Source organism: Lactobacillus sp. WILCCON 0058 (genome assembly GCF_057198005.1).
The window spans coordinates 1642695-1659698 of record NZ_JBUBHM010000001.1 but is presented as its reverse complement, the minus strand read 5'-3'; the positions used below and the strand labels follow the sequence as shown (position 1 = coordinate 1659698).

General features: G+C 50.6%; 19 protein-coding genes. 14 read left to right on the top strand and 5 right to left on the bottom strand.

The window, feature by feature from the left end; genetic code table 11:
- Nucleotides 1-130 precede the first annotated feature (130 nt).
- The 7 genes from ACYVUU_RS07640 to ACYVUU_RS07610 all read left to right on the top strand — a co-directional run bounded on the left by ACYVUU_RS07640 (nucleotide 131) and on the right by ACYVUU_RS07610 (nucleotide 7145).
- A complete protein-coding gene (locus tag ACYVUU_RS07640; RefSeq protein WP_484500534.1) occupies nucleotides 131-667 on the top strand; it encodes a shikimate kinase in 537 nt (178 codons plus the stop codon).
- 97 nt (nucleotides 668-764) lie between these two features.
- Entirely contained in the window at nucleotides 765-1931 is a 1167-nt protein-coding gene (gene aroC, locus ACYVUU_RS07635) for a chorismate synthase (RefSeq protein ID WP_484500532.1), read from the top strand.
- Nucleotides 1931-2161, top strand: coding sequence for a hypothetical protein (locus ACYVUU_RS07630; protein WP_439775816.1), 231 nt, complete (start codon nucleotides 1931-1933; stop codon nucleotides 2159-2161). The genes aroC and ACYVUU_RS07630 overlap by 1 nt, the downstream gene beginning before the upstream one ends.
- Before the next feature lie 146 nt (nucleotides 2162-2307).
- Nucleotides 2308-4014, top strand: a complete 1707-nt coding sequence (locus ACYVUU_RS07625) for an RNA-guided endonuclease TnpB family protein (protein WP_484500531.1) — start codon at nucleotides 2308-2310, stop codon at nucleotides 4012-4014.
- Between the two features lie 327 nt (nucleotides 4015-4341).
- The gene (locus tag ACYVUU_RS07620; protein ID WP_484498976.1) at nucleotides 4342-4680 is read left to right on the top strand and encodes a hypothetical protein; all 339 of its coding nucleotides are present in this window, start codon (nucleotides 4342-4344) and stop codon (nucleotides 4678-4680) included.
- 46 nt (nucleotides 4681-4726) lie between these two features.
- A complete protein-coding gene (gene aroA / locus ACYVUU_RS07615) occupies nucleotides 4727-6016 on the top strand; it encodes a 3-phosphoshikimate 1-carboxyvinyltransferase (RefSeq protein WP_484500530.1) in 1290 nt (429 codons plus the stop codon).
- 43 nt (nucleotides 6017-6059) lie between these two features.
- Nucleotides 6060-7145 carry a prephenate dehydrogenase gene (locus ACYVUU_RS07610; protein ID WP_484500528.1) on the top strand — a complete coding sequence of 362 codons (1086 nt, stop codon included), beginning with the start codon at nucleotides 6060-6062 and terminating at the stop codon, nucleotides 7143-7145.
- 71 nt (nucleotides 7146-7216) lie between these two features.
- Here ACYVUU_RS07610 and ACYVUU_RS07605 read toward each other — a convergent pair whose 3' ends face one another.
- The 3 genes from ACYVUU_RS07605 to pyrF all read right to left on the bottom strand — a co-directional run bounded on the left by ACYVUU_RS07605 (nucleotide 7217) and on the right by pyrF (nucleotide 9602).
- The gene (locus tag ACYVUU_RS07605; protein WP_439775832.1) at nucleotides 7217-8140 is read right to left on the bottom strand and encodes a peptidylprolyl isomerase PrsA; all 924 of its coding nucleotides are present in this window, start codon (nucleotides 8138-8140) and stop codon (nucleotides 7217-7219) included.
- 126 nt (nucleotides 8141-8266) lie between these two features.
- A complete protein-coding gene (pyrE, locus tag ACYVUU_RS07600; RefSeq protein ID WP_439775831.1) occupies nucleotides 8267-8890 on the bottom strand; it encodes an orotate phosphoribosyltransferase in 624 nt (207 codons plus the stop codon).
- Nucleotides 8880-9602: an orotidine-5'-phosphate decarboxylase gene (pyrF, locus tag ACYVUU_RS07595; protein WP_279189185.1), complete on the bottom strand. Its 723-nt coding sequence runs from the start codon at nucleotides 9600-9602 to the stop codon at nucleotides 8880-8882. Before pyrF ends, pyrE begins: the two co-directional genes overlap by 11 nt.
- Nucleotides 9603-9874: 272 nt before the next feature.
- Here pyrF and ACYVUU_RS07590 point away from each other — a divergent pair, with 272 nt between their 5' ends.
- Nucleotides 9875-10804 (top strand): dihydroorotate dehydrogenase, encoded by a 930-nt coding sequence (locus ACYVUU_RS07590; RefSeq protein WP_484500527.1) that lies wholly within the window; start codon nucleotides 9875-9877, stop codon nucleotides 10802-10804.
- Nucleotides 10805-10877: 73 nt separating this feature from the next.
- Here the strand turns inward: ACYVUU_RS07590 and ACYVUU_RS07585 are convergent, their stop codons facing one another.
- The gene (locus tag ACYVUU_RS07585) at nucleotides 10878-11228 is read right to left on the bottom strand and encodes a YtxH domain-containing protein (protein ID WP_484500525.1); all 351 of its coding nucleotides are present in this window, start codon (nucleotides 11226-11228) and stop codon (nucleotides 10878-10880) included.
- Between the two features lie 16 nt (nucleotides 11229-11244).
- Nucleotides 11245-11682, bottom strand: coding sequence for an HIT family protein (locus tag ACYVUU_RS07580; protein ID WP_300616976.1), 438 nt, complete (start codon nucleotides 11680-11682; stop codon nucleotides 11245-11247).
- Between the two features lie 103 nt (nucleotides 11683-11785).
- Between ACYVUU_RS07580 and ACYVUU_RS07575 the strand changes: the two genes are divergently transcribed.
- From ACYVUU_RS07575 to murC, 6 genes are all read left to right on the top strand, one after another.
- Complete coding sequence (locus tag ACYVUU_RS07575; protein ID WP_484500899.1) at nucleotides 11786-12526, top strand: ABC transporter ATP-binding protein; 741 nt, start codon at nucleotides 11786-11788, stop codon at nucleotides 12524-12526.
- Complete coding sequence (locus ACYVUU_RS07570; protein ID WP_484500523.1) at nucleotides 12519-13742, top strand: ABC transporter permease; 1224 nt, start codon at nucleotides 12519-12521, stop codon at nucleotides 13740-13742. Before ACYVUU_RS07575 ends, ACYVUU_RS07570 begins: the two co-directional genes overlap by 8 nt.
- Nucleotides 13743-13823: 81 nt before the next feature.
- Nucleotides 13824-14480 (top strand): tRNA (guanosine(46)-N7)-methyltransferase TrmB, encoded by a 657-nt coding sequence (trmB, locus tag ACYVUU_RS07565; RefSeq protein ID WP_484500522.1) that lies wholly within the window; start codon nucleotides 13824-13826, stop codon nucleotides 14478-14480.
- A gap of 78 nt (nucleotides 14481-14558) precedes the next feature.
- On the top strand, nucleotides 14559-14879 hold the full coding sequence (locus ACYVUU_RS07560) for a thioredoxin family protein (protein WP_484500521.1): 321 nt from the start codon (nucleotides 14559-14561) through the stop codon (nucleotides 14877-14879).
- A gap of 22 nt (nucleotides 14880-14901) precedes the next feature.
- On the top strand, nucleotides 14902-15549 hold the full coding sequence (gene ytpR, locus ACYVUU_RS07555; RefSeq protein ID WP_484500519.1) for a YtpR family tRNA-binding protein: 648 nt from the start codon (nucleotides 14902-14904) through the stop codon (nucleotides 15547-15549).
- Nucleotides 15550-15667: 118 nt separating this feature from the next.
- Complete coding sequence (gene murC / locus ACYVUU_RS07550) at nucleotides 15668-16987, top strand: UDP-N-acetylmuramate--L-alanine ligase (protein WP_439775128.1); 1320 nt, start codon at nucleotides 15668-15670, stop codon at nucleotides 16985-16987.
- The last annotated feature ends 17 nt before the right edge of the window (nucleotides 16988-17004 follow it).

The window sequence follows — 17004 nt, the reverse complement described above, 5'->3', positions numbered from 1 at the left end:
CTAGATACAAATTCAATCTAGCATGGCTGAGGGCAAGGGCCCACTCTTTATAGAATTTGCAACCATCTGGATTGGAGACGTCTTCCAAAACAGGTGGTTTTTATTTTTTAGCTTAGAAAGAGTGGACAAGATGAGAATTGTATTAGTAGGCTTCATGGCATGCGGGAAAACGACGGTTGGCGATTTGCTGGCGAAAAAGTTAAACCAGCTGCAGATCGACTTAGACCAGGCCATTGTTGAAAGAGAGAGGATGACCATCCCGGAAATTTTTGCCAAATTCGGCGAAGACCACTTCCGCCTCTGCGAGCACCGGGCTTTAGTAGACAACATCAACCAAGACGCGGTGATCACGACCGGGGGCGGGACCCCGATGCGGGACGACAACGCCGCTTGCTTGATCAATTCCGGTGCTCCGGTAATCCTTTTGGACGCGGAGATCGAGACTATTGTTGACAGGATCGGCAATGACAAGAATCGCCCGCTTGCCAACAGCCTGGACGTAGAGGGCATGGCCAAGCTCAAGGCCAGCCGGCAGGAAAGATACGAGCAGGTGGCCAATTTGAAGATCCAGACCGACCACTTAAGCCCGGAAGAAATCTGCCAGCAGATCCTGGACTTCTGCCAGGCCTGGAATGAAGAAGGCAATCTCATGACGGCTGTCCGTTAACTTTTGGCATGATTGTTGAAGAAAAAGCTAATAGCAAAAAAGAAAAAAGTAAAAAGAGAAAACATAGAAGATAAGGCATAAAAACAAAGGAGCTCACATGTACTACTTAACCGCGGGGGAATCCCATGGACCACAATTGACGGCGATTATTGAAGGCCTGCCGGCGGGCCTGAAGATCGACATTGCCGAAGTCAATGCTGCTTTAAGCCAGCGGCAGGGAGGCTTTGGCCGGGGCGACCGGCAAAAAATCGAAAAAGACCAGGTTGAATTTGTCGGCGGGGTCCGCCACCAGGTAACCTTAGGCGGGCCGGTAGCCTTAGTGGTCAAGAACCGGGACCACGGCAACTGGGGCGAGATCATGTCGCCGACGGCTGAAGAAACGGCGGAAAATTCCCAGCGGAAACTCGAGCACCCGCGGCCAGGACATGCGGATTTGGTCGGCGGGATGAAGTACCGGCACCGGGATCTGCGCAATGTTTTGGAGCGGTCATCAGCCAGAGAAACCACCCTGCGGGTAGCTTTAGGCAATATCGCTCAGCAGTTTTTGCGGCAGCTGGATATCGACATTGTGGCTTATGTAGCTCAAGTCGGGCAAGTTGCGGCTGATTCAGAAAAGCCCCTGGACGTTAGTGAGATCCGGGAAAAGATTTTTCAAAATGACATGCACGTCATCGACCAGGACAAGGTGGAAGATTTGCATAAGCTGATTTCAGAGACCAAGGAAAAGGGCGACACCTTGGGCGGGATCATCCGCTTGGTGGCAACTGGCTTGCCGGCGGGGCTGGGCAGTTACGTAAGCTGGGATACGAAATTAGACGCCAAGCTGGCCGCGGCCGCTGTCGGCGTCAATGCCATGAAGGGGGTCAGCTTCGGGGACGGTTTTGAACTGGGGACCAAGTTCGGCAGCCAGGTCATGGACCAGATCGACTGGGAAAAGGGGACTGGCTTTACCCGCCTCAGCGACCACCTGGGCGGCTTTGAAGGAGGAATGACCAACGGGATGCCGCTAGTCATGAACGTAGCCATGAAGCCGATTCCGACCCTCTACCAGCCTTTGCAGACGGTGGACATCAATACCAAGGAAAAGCATCTGGCCAGCATTGAGCGGTCAGACACGACCTCAATCGTGGCGGCCTCCCTGGTTATCCAAAGCGTGATCGCTTTGGAACTGGCCAAGGCCATCTGCGAGCAGTTTGAATCCAGCAATTTGCAGCGCCTGCAGGAAGAATTGGCCCGCTACCGGCAGGAATGCCGGGAATACTAGTGCGGCTGCACACGTTAGGGCTGGAGGCAACCGACAGCTGGAAGGCGGCAGTTTTTTACCGGGAAAAAATGCAAGATAAAGCAGATATCGGAATCATCGGCCATGCTAGCTTTGAGGACATCTTGGCAAACCTGGCGGACTTATCTGGTGACTATCTCTTGATCCCGGCAGCTTTTCAGTCCCAGAAACTGGGCCTGGCCTGGGAAGTCAGCAGCTGTAAAAATATATAGTCAAAAATAACAATTAAAGACTACTAATGCTTATTTGTAGTCTTTTTCTATTCTAGGTCATGTTATCAATGTATTTGGACGAGCTGTTGTGATATAATACGGCTAGACGCGAACATAAGATCGTAAAAAGAAAGTCGCTTCCAAAAATGACCAGAAAAAAGAGAAGAACCCAAACTAAGACAGTCAGAGCTTATACTGTAAAGTTAACTGGTGACGAACTAAAAGAATTGGATGAGCTGTTCACTGCTTACGGCAAATGCAGAGACTTCCTTTATTCACAGTTGTGCGGCATCAATCACATGACTGATGTTGCTAACTGGTATGGCCCTAGAGATAAAATCCGCGAGCATGACGGTGAAATCAAGAAAGCCCGCAAAGCGGTCAAAGACTGGAAAAAGGCCTATAAGAAGAATAAAGCTCAAGGATTGAAATCTCCCGATTCAAGAACGGTCAGACTCTCAAAGCAAAAGCTTCTGAGCGAGCAGTTTGGAATTCAGGGCCGGCATGTAACAGAAGCGGTTAAAGATGTGTGCATGAATCTCAATTCCATGTGGTCAAATCTTGGCTTGAAACTGAAAAGGATGGTTCAAGCTAACGATGCACTGGCTAATGCTGAGCGCCATTATCTCAATTACGTCTTCACTTCTCCGTATTACTGGCAGCTCGTTCTGCAGAGACGTGAGAATGAAGCACAGCCAAATGAAGAAATGAGCCAGTATCCTGCACTAAGAGCCGCTTTATCCGAGAAGCAGCTTCGGCACTGTTTTGGATATATCAGACGTCTCACCAGAAAACATAAACCCTACCCTCATTCAACAGAAGCACGATGCATGCTCTGTGACGAAATGATGTGGAGAGTTGTTGAAAAAGATGGCTCAAGCTACCTAGAAATCATGACGGCAAAATGCAGAAAGAAAAAGCAGTTTAAGCTGACAGGACCATACTGCTATGCCAATAAGAAGAAACGTGGCGATATCCAGCTCATTCTTGATCGAGACAAGAAGCGGCTGGAAGTTCATCGTGCTATTAAAGCTGTTGCTCATGAGATCCGCAAGCCACGGAAGAAACTGGGTATGGATAAAGGATTGGCAACTCTCATCTCATGCAGCAGTGATCAAGAATATGGAGCAGATTTCAGCAAGCTGGTAGGCGCTGAAGTTGAGCGGTGCAATGACCGCAATACAAATCGCAATGAATACATCCAGTTAGCCAAGGAATTAAGAGAAGAAAAGTCTGCTTTGCAGGAAAAGTTAGCCAAGGATTATTCAGCTAAGACAAAGAAACGTATCAAACACCGCATTGGAAGTCTTGAGCGCCAAATTGCCCGTCTTGAAGAACACCATCTTGGCAGCAAGCTCTACCACCGCCAACATGAAAGAAAGAAGCGCAACATGGAGCGGGTGATGAACACAAGCATTAGACAGATGCTTGTGGCAGAAGACCCAGATGTTCTTGTCAAGGAAGATCTGACTTTTACTAAAGAGAAATTGCCTAAAGCATCAAACCGCTATGAAGCAAAAGTGAGACGGAAGTTATCGTCATGGACTAAAGGAAGACTGGATAAACGTATCGAGTATTTATGCGGCAGTCTGGGAATTCAAACCATTGACGTTAATCCAGCATATACGTCTCAGTTCTGTCCAAGATGTGGTGCACATTTCAGTGAAAGAAAAGGCGCACATCATGAAATGGCTGTCTGTCCAAATTGTGGAGAAATGAACGCAAATACAGCCGCAGCGGTAAATATTTTGCAAAGAGCGGATGACAAAGAAATAACGAAATACATGCCATACAAGAATGTTAAGTTGATTCTTGAAGACCGTTACGCAAACAAACAGTTGGTGATGGCATAGTCTATCAATCAAAGCGTCACAAGCGTGGGTTCGTCCCTGCTTCAAGTCATGGACTGGGCGCTGCCCTAGAGCCTCGGCACTAGGGAAACTTAGGATATATTCCTGCCCGTTTTGTGAGACTGAGTCTTCGGGCTTTGTTAAGCAAAATATGGCGAACTCTTTGACTGTGCGTATGATAAAAGTATCAGAAGCTAAGGGAAACTTTAGTGGAGGTACATACAACTGAGCGCACAAGGCATTTCCCTGTGAAAAAGCCTAAAAAAATCCTCTAGCTGAAGCTAGAGGACAAGAATATGTTCATTAGTGTTCACTTGAATATTAATGGATATGTTTTTGAATTCGGGGGACATGCACTACCTCTACCAAAAGCAGCTGGGTTTAAAAGAAGCCTTTGTCATGAACTTGAACCCCATGCTGCTTCTGGAAAATTCCTATGTCCACAACCACTTGGCCTTTACCCATGCCGCCGTGGCCAAGCTGCTGCTCCAGTACGTGCCGGACGCGGAAGTCGTGACCTGTCCCAGCAAGTACCTGGCCTACCAGGAATACCGCCGGCGGGGGCAGTACGTTTTGACCAATGAGCAGAACGTGACCCTGCGGCCTTTTGAAAAAGTCCTCGCCCGGATCGAAATTCCCATGGTCTGGTGCGTCTACCAGATTAAGTAGTAAAATTTAGCAAAAATAAAAAGACAGAAAACAGAAAGAACAAAGCATGAAAGAATTAGCGATGGCCCCAAATGGCCTCTCTGGCCAGTTAACCGTTCCTGGCGACAAAAGCATTTCCCACCGGGCCGTGATGCTGGGAGCGTTAGCCAAAGGTGAGACAAGGATCAAGCACTTTTTGCCCGGCCAGGACTGCTTGACCACAGTCAAGGCCTTCCGAGACCTGGGGGTAAGAATTGACCGGGAAGGGGAAAAACTAGTCGTTTACGGGCAAGGCTTAAGGGGGCTCAAGCCAGCGAATAAAGCTTTAGATATGGGCAATTCCGGCACGACGACTCGCCTTTTAATGGGGATTTTGGCCGGCAGCTTTTTTGCCAGCCAATTGATCGGGGATGCCTCTTTAAGCAAGCGGCCGATGAAGCGGGTCAGCCAGCCCTTGGCTAAGTTCGGGGCAGAGATTGCCTTGAGTCCGGCCGGGACCTTGCCGGCCACGGTCAAGGGGCAGAAGCTGCATGGCGCAGAAATCCAGCTGGAAGTTGCCAGCGCCCAAGTCAAAAGCGCGGCCATCTTTGCGGCCCTGGCAGCAGATAGCCCGTCAACTATTATCGAAAAGCTGCCGACCAGAAATCACACTGAGATCATGTTGCGACAGTTTGGGGCGGATATTGCGACTGATCCCGATAATTTAACCATTCATGTCAAGCCCGGCCAAGAATTGACAGGCCAGGAAGTAGAAGTGCCCGGCGACATGTCTTCAGCCGCTTTTTGGCTGACGGCCGGGGCCATCGTGCCAAATTCAAAAGTTACTTTAACCCGCGTCAACCTCAACCCGACCAGAACGGGGATCGTCAAGGTCTTAGAGCAGATGGGGGCAAAAATTGCCATCGAACAAGTGCCAAGCAAGGGAGAAGAATTGGGTAATCTAACGATTGAGACCAGCCAGCTGGTTCCAGTCAAGCTGACGGCGGAAGATATTCCGGCTGTCATCGATGAACTGCCCCTGGTGGCGCTCCTGGCGGCATGCGCTGACGGAACTAGCGAGATCCGGGGAGCAGAGGAGCTCAGAGTCAAGGAGACTGACCGGATCAAGACGGTAAGCCAGGAATTGGGCAAACTGGGCGTGGAAATCACTGAACTGCCGGATGGGATGATCATCAAGGGCCGGAAAAACTGGCAGGTCAAAGATGCTACCTTGGACAGCCACGGAGACCACCGGCTGGGGATGATGGCAGCCATCGCAGCATTAAAGAGCGACAAAGCTCTTCGTCTGGCTAATGAAGACAGCATCTCCGTGTCTTACCCGGGCTTTTTCAGTGACTTGGAGAAGCTGGTTAGGTAAGCAATAGGCATCAAGCAAAAGCTAAAACAGAAGGAAAAAAGCAATGACGACAGTGTTTATCAAGGGCCTGGGACTGATTGGCAGCTCCCTGGCCCGGGCAATCAGAGAGGGGCATCCAGACTACCGGATTTTGGCCTCTGACCCCGATCCTAAAACCCAGGAATACGCCTTAAGCCAGCAATTGGCCGATCAGATGCTGCCAGGCTTAGCAGGGGCAGAAGGGGCGGACTACATCATTTTGGCCGGCCCGGTTGACGCCATAAAGGCCGATATCAGGCAATTGAGCCAGATGGAGCTGAAAAAGGGAGTCCTGGTAACTGACGTCGGCTCAGTCAAGCAGGCAATTGTCGACCAAGCACAGGCTTTAAGCCAAAAAGGAATCGACTTTATTGCCGGCCACCCCATGGCCGGGTCGCACAAGACTGGGGCTTGGGCAGGTCGGGCCTTGCTCTTTGAGAATGCTTTTTACTTCTTGATTCCTGCAAGTCAAGCAGCAGAAAAGAGGCTGCTTGAATTAGAAGACCTGCTTAAAGCCACTAGAGTGAAATGGCTGCAGCTGACGGCAGAAGAACATGACAAGATTGTGGCGCAAATCAGCCACCTGCCGCACATCATCGCTGCCGGTCTGGTCAACCAGACTGAAGAGACTTTTGCTGGCCAGCCGTTGGGGACCAGGCTGGCTGCCGGGGGCTTTAAGTCCATCACCAGAATCGCTTCATCAGATCCGACCATGTGGAGCCAGATTCTTTTGAACAATTCAGAGGACATCTTAAAGCAGCTGGCTGAATTTCAAGCTGAGCTCAAGGAAGTGGTCAGGGAAATTGCAGCAGGAGATAAGGCTGCCCTTTATGACTTTTTCCAAAAGGCAAAAATCAGCCGGGACAAGCTGGGGCCAGACCAGGTGGGGGCAGCGCCAGGTCACTACGACCTCTTCGTCAATATTCCCGACCAAGTTGGTGCTTTAGCCGATGTGACCCGCCTGCTGGCAGAAGCCGGCATCAGCATCGTCAGCCTGCAGATTTTGGAAATCAGAGAAGAAATCGACGGGGTCCTGCAATTGACCTTTGCCAGAGAGGCAGACCGCCAGCAGGCCAAGGAAATCCTGGCCGCTTATGAGCTGAAAAAGTAGTAGCGAAGCAAACAAAAAAGACCCGATTCAAATGAATCGAGTCTTTTTTATCATCTAATCGTCAGCTCTCATTAGTTTGAGCTTGATGATGAGCTAGATGATGATGAAGTGCCAAGGTAGTTAGCCAGCAGGTTCTTGTCCTTGAGGTCCTTGTCCTTGATGTTGACGTTGGCCTTCTTCAGAACCTTGCTGATGATCTTGGTCATAGTGTTGGAGTCAGCTGCCCACTTAGCGTAGAGCTGCTTGTCGATGAACTTCTTGTTCTTAGTGTATGAGCCCTTTTCAGTGGTCTTCAAAACCTTGATGACTTCGTAGCCGGATGAAGTCTTAACTGGCGTGGTAGTGTATTCGCCTTCCTTAAGCTTCCAAACAGCTGACTTGAAAGTGCTGCTCAAGCTGGTGTCAGTTGAGTCGAAGGCTGACAGCTTGCCGGCCTTGTTCTTGGTAGCAGTGTCAGTTGAGTACTTCTTAGCCAGAGTAGCAAAGCTGGTGCCGCTCTTCAGCTTCTTGATGACAGTTTCAGCAGTTGACTTCTTGGCAACTACGATGTGCTGAACAGTGGTCTTGGTGTGGTAGCTCTTCCACCAGTTCTTTTCTTGCGTGGTGGTTGGCTTCTTCAAGTCCTTCAAAGCAGCAACTGAGTACAAGTTGGTAGCCAGGTTTTGCTTGAATGACTTGGTAGTCAAGCCGCTGTAGCTCAAAACAGTGCTGAAGCTTGAGCCGTATTGCTTCTTGTACTTGTTGTATTCGGCGTCGATCTTCTTTGAAGATACCTTGTCACCGTATTGGGCCTTCAGCGTGCGGTAGATGATCAGGCTGACCAAAGTTGATTGGCCGGCTGAAGTGTCCTTCATAGCTTCGTAGTATTCGTCTTGAGTGATCTTGCCACCCTTGTAGTTAACTACAGTAGCTGAGCTGCTTGAGCAAGCGGCAGTGGACAGACCGATAGCTGCGGCACCTGCCAAAACGGCGATTTTCTTCAAATGCTTTTTCATAAAATTAAATCTCCACATCCTTCATACGTACTGGTTACTAATATAACATATTTTTCCAGCTATAGAGTTCCTGGAGGCAAAGTTCATGAAAAAATCCGCCTTTCTTAGGAATTTCTTTACCTGCTCTTACCGCTTCCAGTTCCAAGGATCCTGGTGCCAAGCCAACAATTCCTTATATTGTTCTTCGCTGACCGTTTCGGCAATTTCCTGTTCAATCAGTTCCCGGTAGTTCAAAAGCGGGGCAAACTTGGTGTCGGCCTTCTTGAAGTTTTCGTCAGCGTCTGGCAAAAGGTAGGTGAAGATTGAGCTGACCCCGTCAACGTGAGCGCCGGTGTCCTTGACTGCTTGAACGGCAGATAAAACGCTGCCGCCAGTTGAAATGAGGTCGTCGATCAAAACGATGTGGTCGTCCATGGACAGGCGGCCTTCGATTTGCCGGCCCTGGCCGTGGTCCTTTGGCTTGGAGCGGACGTAAACCATTGGCAGGTTCAAGACTTGAGCAACCCAGGCTGCGTGCGGGATGCCGGCAGTAGCGACACCGCCGATGACCGTAACTTCCGGGAATTCCTTCTTGATCAAGGCTGCCAGGTTTTCAGCGATTGCTTGCCGCAGTTCCGGGAAGGAAATGGTCTGCCGCAGGTCAGTGTAGATCGGGGAGTGCATCCCGCTGGCGTAGACAAAGTCCTTGTCTGGAGAAATAGTCACAATCTTCTTGTCGATCAGCTGGCGGATAATTTCGTTATTTTGCATCGTTCTTGCTCCAATCCTTTAAAATCTCTTCATATGCTTTTTGCGGGTCAGCGGCCTGGGTGATTGGCCGGCCGACAACGATAGCGGTTGACCCGTTTTCTCTAGCCTGGGCCGGGGTGGCCACCCGGGCCTGGTCGTCTTTTTGGTAGCTCTTTGGCCGAATGCCCGGAGTGACGAACATGAAGTCGTCGCTGAATTCGCTCTTCATCGCCTTGACTTCCAGTGGTGAGCAGATGATCCCGTCAGCCCCGGCTTCCTGGGCCTGGTGGGCCAGGCTCTTTACTTCGTCAGCCAGGCTGAGTGAGCAGTGCTGTTCATTCTTCAAGACTTCTTCAGAGATGGAAGTCAGTTCAGTCACGGCCAAAAGCTTTGGAACCGGCTTGCCGGCCGGGGTGCCTTCGATCAAGCCTTCTTTAGCGGCCTGGATCATCTGCTTGCCGCCCAAGGCGTGGACAGTCGTGCAGTAGACGCCTAAAGCAGCCAGCTGGTGAGCCGTCCGCTTGACGGTGTTGGGAATGTCGTGCAGCTTGAGGTCAAGGAAGATCTGGTAGCCCTTGGCGGACAGATCACGGACGATTTCCGGCCCGTACTGGTAGAACATTTCCATTCCCAGCTTGACGTGCAGGCCCTGCTTGTCTTTCAGCTGGTTGAGGAACAGCCACATTTTCTCCTGATCATCATAGTCCAAAGCGATAAATAACGGTTTGTTCATTGCGACTCCTTAAATTTACAAAGCGCGTATGACCGCATAAGAAAAGCCCGCCAGAGTCTACAGAGACCCCAGGCGGGCAGAATGCGTGCATACCAAAAAGATTGTGCTGCTTGTGGTCTCTCTGTACCAATTAAAGCTCAGTTAACAAAAGACTATCACGAACTTTCTTAAAAATCAAGGGCCAGGCTAGCTTGCCTTTTTTATTTTTTTGTAGGATAATTTTGGCGAATTGAAAAGTTAAAGAAGTCACATGAAGTCACACGGGAGGAAAAATGACCGCAGAAGTTAATTTGGCTGTTGAACTGCCAGGCTTGAAGCTGAAGAATCCGGTAATGCCGGCGAGTGGGACCTTTGCCTTTGGCGACTTGCCAGAGAATTTCGACTGGGACGAGATGGGGGCGATTGTTTTAAAGACTGCTACCCGCCACGCCCGGGCCGGCAACCCGCAGCCGCAGATTGCCTTGCTGAGTGACGGGGTCATGAATGCCGTAGGCTTGACCAACCCAGGCGCTGAAGTCGTGGCTAGTGAAAAGATCCCGGCTTTAAGAGAAAAGCACCCGGACCTGCCGATCTTGGCCAGTGTGGGCGGGGAAAGCGTGGAAGACTACGTGGAAGTTGCTGAAATCCTGGCCGAGGCCAAGCCGGATGCCCTAGAGCTCAACTTGTCCTGCCCGAACGTGTCTGAAGGCGGGATGACTTTTGGCATCGTGCCGGAAATGGTGGAGAAGATCACCCGTCTGGTCAAGGAAAAAGTGGACCTGCCGGTATACGTGAAATTGACGCCAAACGTTACCAGCATTGTGGAAATTGCCCAGGCAGCGGAAAGAGGCGGGGCTGACGGTTTGACCTTGATCAACACCTTGCTGGGTCTGCACCTTGATTTAAAGACCCGGCGGCCGGTTTTAGGCAATGACTTTGGCGGCTTGTCTGGTCAAGCAGTTAAGCCAGTAGCTGTCCGTATGGTGGCCCAGGTCAAGCAGGCAACCAATCTGCCAATTATCGGGGTCGGCGGGATCAACAGCCCGGAAGACGCGGCTGAATTCATCTTGGCTGGGGCCAGCGCTGTCCAGATCGGCAGCATGGCCTTCCATGACAAATTGGCCATCAAGCACGTGATTGACGGCCTGCCAGCAGTTTTGGCCGACATGGGCGCAAGTGACGTTGCCAGCCTGGTTGGCCAGTGGCAGTCAAATAAACAATAGAATATTTTAGAGCCAAAAAAAGTGTTGAGTAATTACTTCAGAGTAATCATTCAACACTTTTATCATGTTCTGATTAATTTTCGCTCTCGTTCAGGTCCTGGTTGAGCTCGCTGCTTAGTTTGTCAATCTTGGCCTGCAGGCGGGCGATTTCCTCGTCAGCTTCCTGCTTGAAGCGGTCGACGTCGGTATTGAGGTCGCTGACCATCTGCTCAGCTGCTGGCAGTTCACTGGCTAAGCGGCTGCCGGCTTCCTGGGCCCGGGAGAGGCCGTCTTGCAGCTCCTTGTGGCCTTCCTTGAAGTCTTCCGCGTCTTCTTTGAGATAGTCCCTGGTGCTTTTGCCGTTCTCATCTGGCAAGAAGGCAAAGACTGCCCCTGCTGCTGCACCGAGCAAAAAGCCCAGGCCAAAGTGCTTGAAATTCCGCATTTTTCTACCCCCTCAGTTAAAACTGGGCCTTGATCCGGTCGCAGACTTCCTGGTACTTCTTTTCGTCGTATTGGTCGGCATTGTTTCTGGTGAAGAACTTGATGCCGTCGCCTTCCCAGCGGGGGATGAAGTGGATATGTGAGTGCATGACCACTTGCCCGGCAATTTCACCGTTGTTGCTGGTGATGTTCATGGCCTGGATCCGCGGATCAGAGGCCTTGATGGCCTTGGCGATTTCCGGCACGTATTGCAAAAAGCGGCTGGCGTCTTCAGCGCTGTAGTCAAAGAAGTTGGTCAAGTGCTTCTTCGGCACCATCAACACGTGGCCTTCGTTGACCTGGGAAATGTCCAAAAAGGCCTTCACGTCGTCATTTTCAAAAACGGTGTAGCTGGGAATTTCGCCGCGGATAATCTTACAGAATAAACAGTCGTCAATTAATTCAGCCTTAGTCATTGTGTTACCTCTGATCAATTTTAATGAGTTATTTTTTCAGTTTCTCTATGTCTCCATGCTATCATAAGAGGCAGATAAAAACATGAAGAAAGATAGGGAAAATATGACTCTAGAAATATCGCATTTGACCGGGGGCTACAGCGGCATCCCGGTAATCAAAGACGTCAATTTGACCATCGCTTCCGGTGAAGCGATCGGCCTTATTGGCTTGAACGGGGCCGGCAAGTCTACCACCATCAAGCACCTGCTGGGGCTTCTGCGGCCGCAAGCCGGCAAAATCACTTTAAACGGGATCAACCTGGCTGAAAAGCCAGCTGAATTCAAAAAGCTGGTAGCCTACATCCCTGAAACGCCAGTCATCTACCCGGAACTGACCTTGAAGGAGCACCTGGAACTGACCATCCTGGCCTACCAGCTGGATCCGGATAAGGCCTGGGACAAAGCTAAAGAACTCTTGACCATGTTCCGCCTGGAAGATAAATTGGACTGGCTGCCGGTCCACTTTTCAAAAGGGATGCAGCAAAAAGTCATGATCGTGGCCGCCTTTTTGACTGACGCCCAGCTTTTAGTGATCGATGAGCCATTTACCGGCCTTGACCCCTTGGCTGTAGCCAACTTCATCGGCCTCATCAAAGAGGCGCAAGAGTCCGGCAAGGAAATTCTGATGACCACCCACGTGTTAGCCGATGCCCAGCAGGCCATCAAGACCTACGCGATCTTAAACCAGGGCACGATCGAGTTCACCGGCAGCCTGGATGAAATTAGGGACCACTATGGCTTAAAGGCCAGCGACTCCTTTGACAAGCTCTACCAGCTCTTGTACCAGGAGCAGAAAAATGCGTGAGTTAGCTAAGAAAAGACTGCAAAGTAACTTCCAGCAGTCAGCCAAGTATTTGGCCCTGGTTTTCAATGATTTCTTTGTCCTGGCTCTGATCTTCATCTTTGGGGCAGTCATGTTCTGGTATGCCCAGGTGATGAAGGTTCTGCCAGTCAAGGCCTGGTATTATCCCCTGGTATTATCCGCCTTGCTCTGGCTGGCCTACTTGCCGGGCAAACTGGTGACCCTTTTAGAGGCCGCTGACCGGCAATTCTTGCTGGCTACTGACGACCGGCTGGGCGAATATCTAGCTCCCATGCGCCGCTACAGTTTGGTCCTGCCGGCCCTGCTTTTAGCCTTAGCCGGCGGGATCATGTATCCCTTTGCCAGTTTAAAAATGGGCCTCAGCAATCTGAACTACTTTAGCTTGGTCTTGGCCCTCTTTTTCACCAAGGCCTTTGAGCAGGGGGCAGTCAGCCGCAGCCTGACTTTTGACCATAAGGTCAAGCAGGTATCTTGGCTGATTAGGCTAGTCCTTTTAGCCTTGCTTTTGGCGAATTTGTATTTCCTGCCAAATGCCTTGTACCTGCTTTTGGCTGCTGCTATTATTTCCGTCTTAGCCTTGCGGGCCTGGAAAAATTCCGCCTTTGATTGGCAGTACGCCATTGACTATGAAGCAAGACGGAAAGAGGCGGTTTACGCTGGCTTTGCCATGTTTACCGACGTCAAGGAAAGACAGGTCAACATCAAGCGGCGCAAGTACTTGGACTTTTTACTGCCGCCTTTTGGCAAGGAAAGCCCAAACAGCTTCTTGTACCGGCGGAGTCTTTTGCGGGACCCGGAATACTTGAACCTTTTAGCCCGGATGACGGCCTTTGCCCTTTTATTGACAGTCATGATCCAGGATCCGGTCTGGTCACTGCTTCTGTCCTCCCTGGTCATGTATCTGACCGTCTGGCAGCTTTTGCCTTTAGGGCAAAAATATGACCAGAACATCATGTACCGGGTCTACCCGATTGCCCAGAAAGACCGGGGGCAGGAACTCAGCCGGGTCTTAGCCTGGGCCTTGCTATTGCAGACGGGGCTGATTATAATTTTCTGGCTGGCCATTATGCCGGGCCAATTTGCCTGGAGCCTTTTGCTTTTAGTCTGGTGCGGCCTTTTGGCAAAAATCTACCTGCCGTATAAGACCCAGCAACTGGCGAAAAAATCCCGCTATAAGAACAAGAAGCGGAGAAAATAGGGCAGAAGAGAAAAAAGTTAAAGCAAACGGTAAAATAAGAAATAGATAAAACAAAAGATTAGAAAGAACAGAGAGAAAGACATGCGTTTAAAGAACAAGCCTTGGGCAAACGAACTGGTAGAAGAGCATCCGGAAAGCGCCTTGGACCGGCCGGATCCAGCGGAAAAGATCAACTGGGCAGCCCGCTTTGGGAGCGATAAGCCAATTGAAATCGAAGTTGGCTCAGGCAAGGGGCAGTTTATTACCACTTTGGCCAAGCAGCACCCTGACCGCAACTTCGTGGCCATGGAAATCCAGAAGACGGCAGCTGGCATCATCTTGAAAAAGAAGCTGGATGAAGGTTTAGACAACCTGCAGATCCTCTGCGCCGACGCGGCCAACCTGGTGGCCTACTTCGGGGAAAATTCCACCAGCAAGATCTACCTCAACTTCAGCGATCCCTGGCCAAAGAGCCGGCATGAAAAGCGCCGCTTGACCTACAAGGACTTTTTGGCCAAGTACCAGGCAGTCTTGACAAGTGACGGGGTGATTGAATTCAAGACCGACAACTCCGGCCTTTTTGCCTACAGCGTCAAGAGCATGAACAATTACGGGATGCACTTTGACTTCGTGTCAGTTGACCTCCACCACGAAAAAGAAGAAATCGTGGAAAAGAACGTGGAAACTGAATATGAGCACAAATTTGCCAGCAAGGGGCAGCCGATCTACTGCCTGCACGCGGGCTTTCTGGCCAAGTAGAAAATTTCCCTTTTCCGGGAAAATCGGTTAAAATAGCTAGTAAACGATTCTCTTATTAAAAGTAAGCAGGAGGCAAACATGGAAGAATATAAAGTAGTTGACCAAGCAAAGCTGGCTGACTTAGTCAAGAGCGGGCGGACCGTTGTCGAATTCTCCGCAGACTGGTGCTCAGACTGCCGCTTTTTGGAACCAGCCATGCCAAGTATTGAAGCTGACTTCGCCGACAGCAAGTTCATCAAGATTGACCGCGATGGTTCTATCGACTTGTGCAAGGAAATGAACATTATGGGAATTCCTTCATTTGTTGTCTACCAAGATGGGCAAGAAATTGGTAGACTAGTTAATGGAGACCGCAAGACCAAGCAGGAAGTAGAAGCATTTTTGCGGTCGCTTGACTAGATAAGAGGGGACTTGAGATCAAATGATCACTAGTATTAACAAAGTAAGCTATCCCAACACTTTGATCGTCATCTTGGCGCAAGGCGATGGCGAAAGCAATTTCGAAGAAAAGGCCGACGTGACCCGGGTTACGGACGGCAAGGGCGAATTGACCGGCTTCAACTTCTTTAACGTTGACCAGGTACTGGACTACGACAAGCTGCCAAACGGCGAAGTCAAGCTGGATGAAGACCAAGTGGCTGCTTTAAACGAAAAGCTGGCCAGCGTTGGCTTTTCCGACAAGCTGACTGTTTCAAAGCCAACTTTGGTTTACGGCTACGTTAAGGAATGCGCTGCTCACCCGGACTCTGACCACTTGCACGTAACGCAGATCGACGTTGGCGACGGTCAAGACCACCAAATCGTCTGCGGTGCGCCAAACATTGCCCAAGGGCAAAAGGTCGTTGTGGCTCTGCCAGGCACTTTGATGCCAACTGGGGCCCAGATTTGGCCAGGCGCCTTGCGCGGGGTTGAATCAGACGGGATGATCTGCTCAGCCAGAGAACTGGGCCTGGCCCACGCTCCGCAAAAGCGGGGGATCATGGTTGTCCCAGACAGCTTCAAGATCGGTGACGAATTTGAACCGACCAAGTGTGACGAACTGCTGGCCAGCGGCGTCATCACCCTGTAATTGTTAAAAAACGGCAAAAAACAAAGAGCTTTAGGCTGATTATGGCCCGGAGCTCTTTTTTCTTAGCCTAATAATGATAAAATAAGGGTCGAACGTTTGAAACAAATGGAGCGAAAAAATGTTAGACAAGACTAAACAAATTTGGTTTATTGGGATCAAGGGGACCGGGATGGCTTCCTTGGCCTTGATTTTGCACGACTTGGGCTACAAGGTTGCCGGCAGCGACATCGACAAGTACACCTTCACCCAGGATCCGCTGGAAGCCGCTGGGATTGAAGTTGCTTCTTTCTCTAAGGACAACATCAAGGAAAGCGGCCAGGTGATCGTCAAGGGCAACGCCTTCAAGAGCGACAACATCGAAGTTGCCGCCTGCGAGGAAAAGGGCGTTAAGTGGCAAAGCTACCCGGACACGGTTGAAGAAATCGTTCAGCAGTACACCAGCATCGGCGTAGCTGGCTCACACGGCAAGACTTCAACCACCGGCCTTTTGGCAACGGTTTTGGGTGAAGCCGCTCCGACTTCCTTTTTGATCGGTGACGGGATGGGCAAGGGGGTCAAGGACTCCCGCTTCTTCGTCTACGAAGCTGACGAATACCGGCGGCACTTTTTGGCATATCACCCAGACTACCAGATCATGACCAATGTCGACTTTGACCACCCGGACTACTTCAAGGACAGAGATGACTATGCCTCAGCCTTCCAGACGGCGGCTGACCAGACCAAGAAGGGGCTTTTTGTCTGGGGCGATGACGAACGCCTGCAGAAGATCCAGCCAAAGACGGCCAAGAAGTACACTTACGGCTTGAAGGACAGTGACGACTTCCAGGCCTTTGACGTGGTCAAGACCACTGAAGGGGCCAAGTTCCATGTCCGGGCTCACGGGAAAGACTTGGGCGAATTCACCATCCACCTTTTCGGCGATCACAATGTGATGAACGCTACTGCCGTTATCGCTATTGCTTTTACTGAAGGCATCGACCTTGATGTAGTCAGAAAGGGCCTGGTCAAGTACACCGGGGCCAAGCGCCGCTTCAGCGAAAAGGACTTCGGTGACACGGTGGTTATCGATGACTACGCCCACCACCCAACTGAACTGCGGGCTACGATTCAAGCTGCCCGGCAGAAGTTCCCGGACCGGAAGCTGGTTACCATCTTCCAGCCGCACACTTACTCCAGAACCAAGGAATTCGAAGAAGAATACGTGGAAATTCTGAAGGGGGTCGACAAGGCCTTCTTGACGCCAATCTATGGATCAGCCAGAGAAAAGGCTGGCGACATCAAGAGTGAAGACATCACCAGCCAGATTCCAGGTGCTGAAGTCATCGACTTTGACAACTTGAAGGATCTTTTGGCCTACAAGGGCGACTGCATCGTCTTCATGGGTGCCGGCGACATTCCTAAATACGAAGTAGCATTTGAAGAAATGCTGGAAAAGTAATTGAGCAAGCAGTCCTT

Bases quoted from the DNA above. Each gene is read 5' to 3' on its own strand.
- ACYVUU_RS07585 (WP_484500525.1), bottom strand. From the start codon at position 11,228: ATGCGGAATTTCAAGCACTTTGGCCTGGGCTTTTTGCTCGGTGCAGCA.
- aroA (WP_484500530.1), top strand. From the start codon at position 4,727: ATGAAAGAATTAGCGATGGCCCCAAATGGCCTCTCTGGCCAGTTAACC.
- pyrF (WP_279189185.1), bottom strand. From the start codon at position 9,602: ATGAACAAACCGTTATTTATCGCTTTGGACTATGATGATCAGGAGAAA.
- ACYVUU_RS07575 (WP_484500899.1), top strand. From the start codon at position 11,786: ATGACTCTAGAAATATCGCATTTGACCGGGGGCTACAGCGGCATCCCG.
- aroC (WP_484500532.1), top strand. From the start codon at position 765: ATGTACTACTTAACCGCGGGGGAATCCCATGGACCACAATTGACGGCG.
- ytpR (WP_484500519.1), top strand. From the start codon at position 14,902: ATGATCACTAGTATTAACAAAGTAAGCTATCCCAACACTTTGATCGTC.
- ACYVUU_RS07640 (WP_484500534.1), top strand. From the start codon at position 131: ATGAGAATTGTATTAGTAGGCTTCATGGCATGCGGGAAAACGACGGTT.
- ACYVUU_RS07610 (WP_484500528.1), top strand. From the start codon at position 6,060: ATGACGACAGTGTTTATCAAGGGCCTGGGACTGATTGGCAGCTCCCTG.
- ACYVUU_RS07625 (WP_484500531.1), top strand. From the start codon at position 2,308: ATGACCAGAAAAAAGAGAAGAACCCAAACTAAGACAGTCAGAGCTTAT.
- pyrE (WP_439775831.1), bottom strand. From the start codon at position 8,890: ATGCAAAATAACGAAATTATCCGCCAGCTGATCGACAAGAAGATTGTG.
- ACYVUU_RS07590 (WP_484500527.1), top strand. From the start codon at position 9,875: ATGACCGCAGAAGTTAATTTGGCTGTTGAACTGCCAGGCTTGAAGCTG.
- trmB (WP_484500522.1), top strand. From the start codon at position 13,824: ATGCGTTTAAAGAACAAGCCTTGGGCAAACGAACTGGTAGAAGAGCAT.
- ACYVUU_RS07580 (WP_300616976.1), bottom strand. From the start codon at position 11,682: ATGACTAAGGCTGAATTAATTGACGACTGTTTATTCTGTAAGATTATC.
- ACYVUU_RS07605 (WP_439775832.1), bottom strand. From the start codon at position 8,140: ATGAAAAAGCATTTGAAGAAAATCGCCGTTTTGGCAGGTGCCGCAGCT.
- murC (WP_439775128.1), top strand. From the start codon at position 15,668: ATGTTAGACAAGACTAAACAAATTTGGTTTATTGGGATCAAGGGGACC.
- ACYVUU_RS07570 (WP_484500523.1), top strand. From the start codon at position 12,519: ATGCGTGAGTTAGCTAAGAAAAGACTGCAAAGTAACTTCCAGCAGTCA.
- ACYVUU_RS07560 (WP_484500521.1), top strand. From the start codon at position 14,559: ATGGAAGAATATAAAGTAGTTGACCAAGCAAAGCTGGCTGACTTAGTC.
- ACYVUU_RS07620 (WP_484498976.1), top strand. From the start codon at position 4,342: ATGTTTTTGAATTCGGGGGACATGCACTACCTCTACCAAAAGCAGCTG.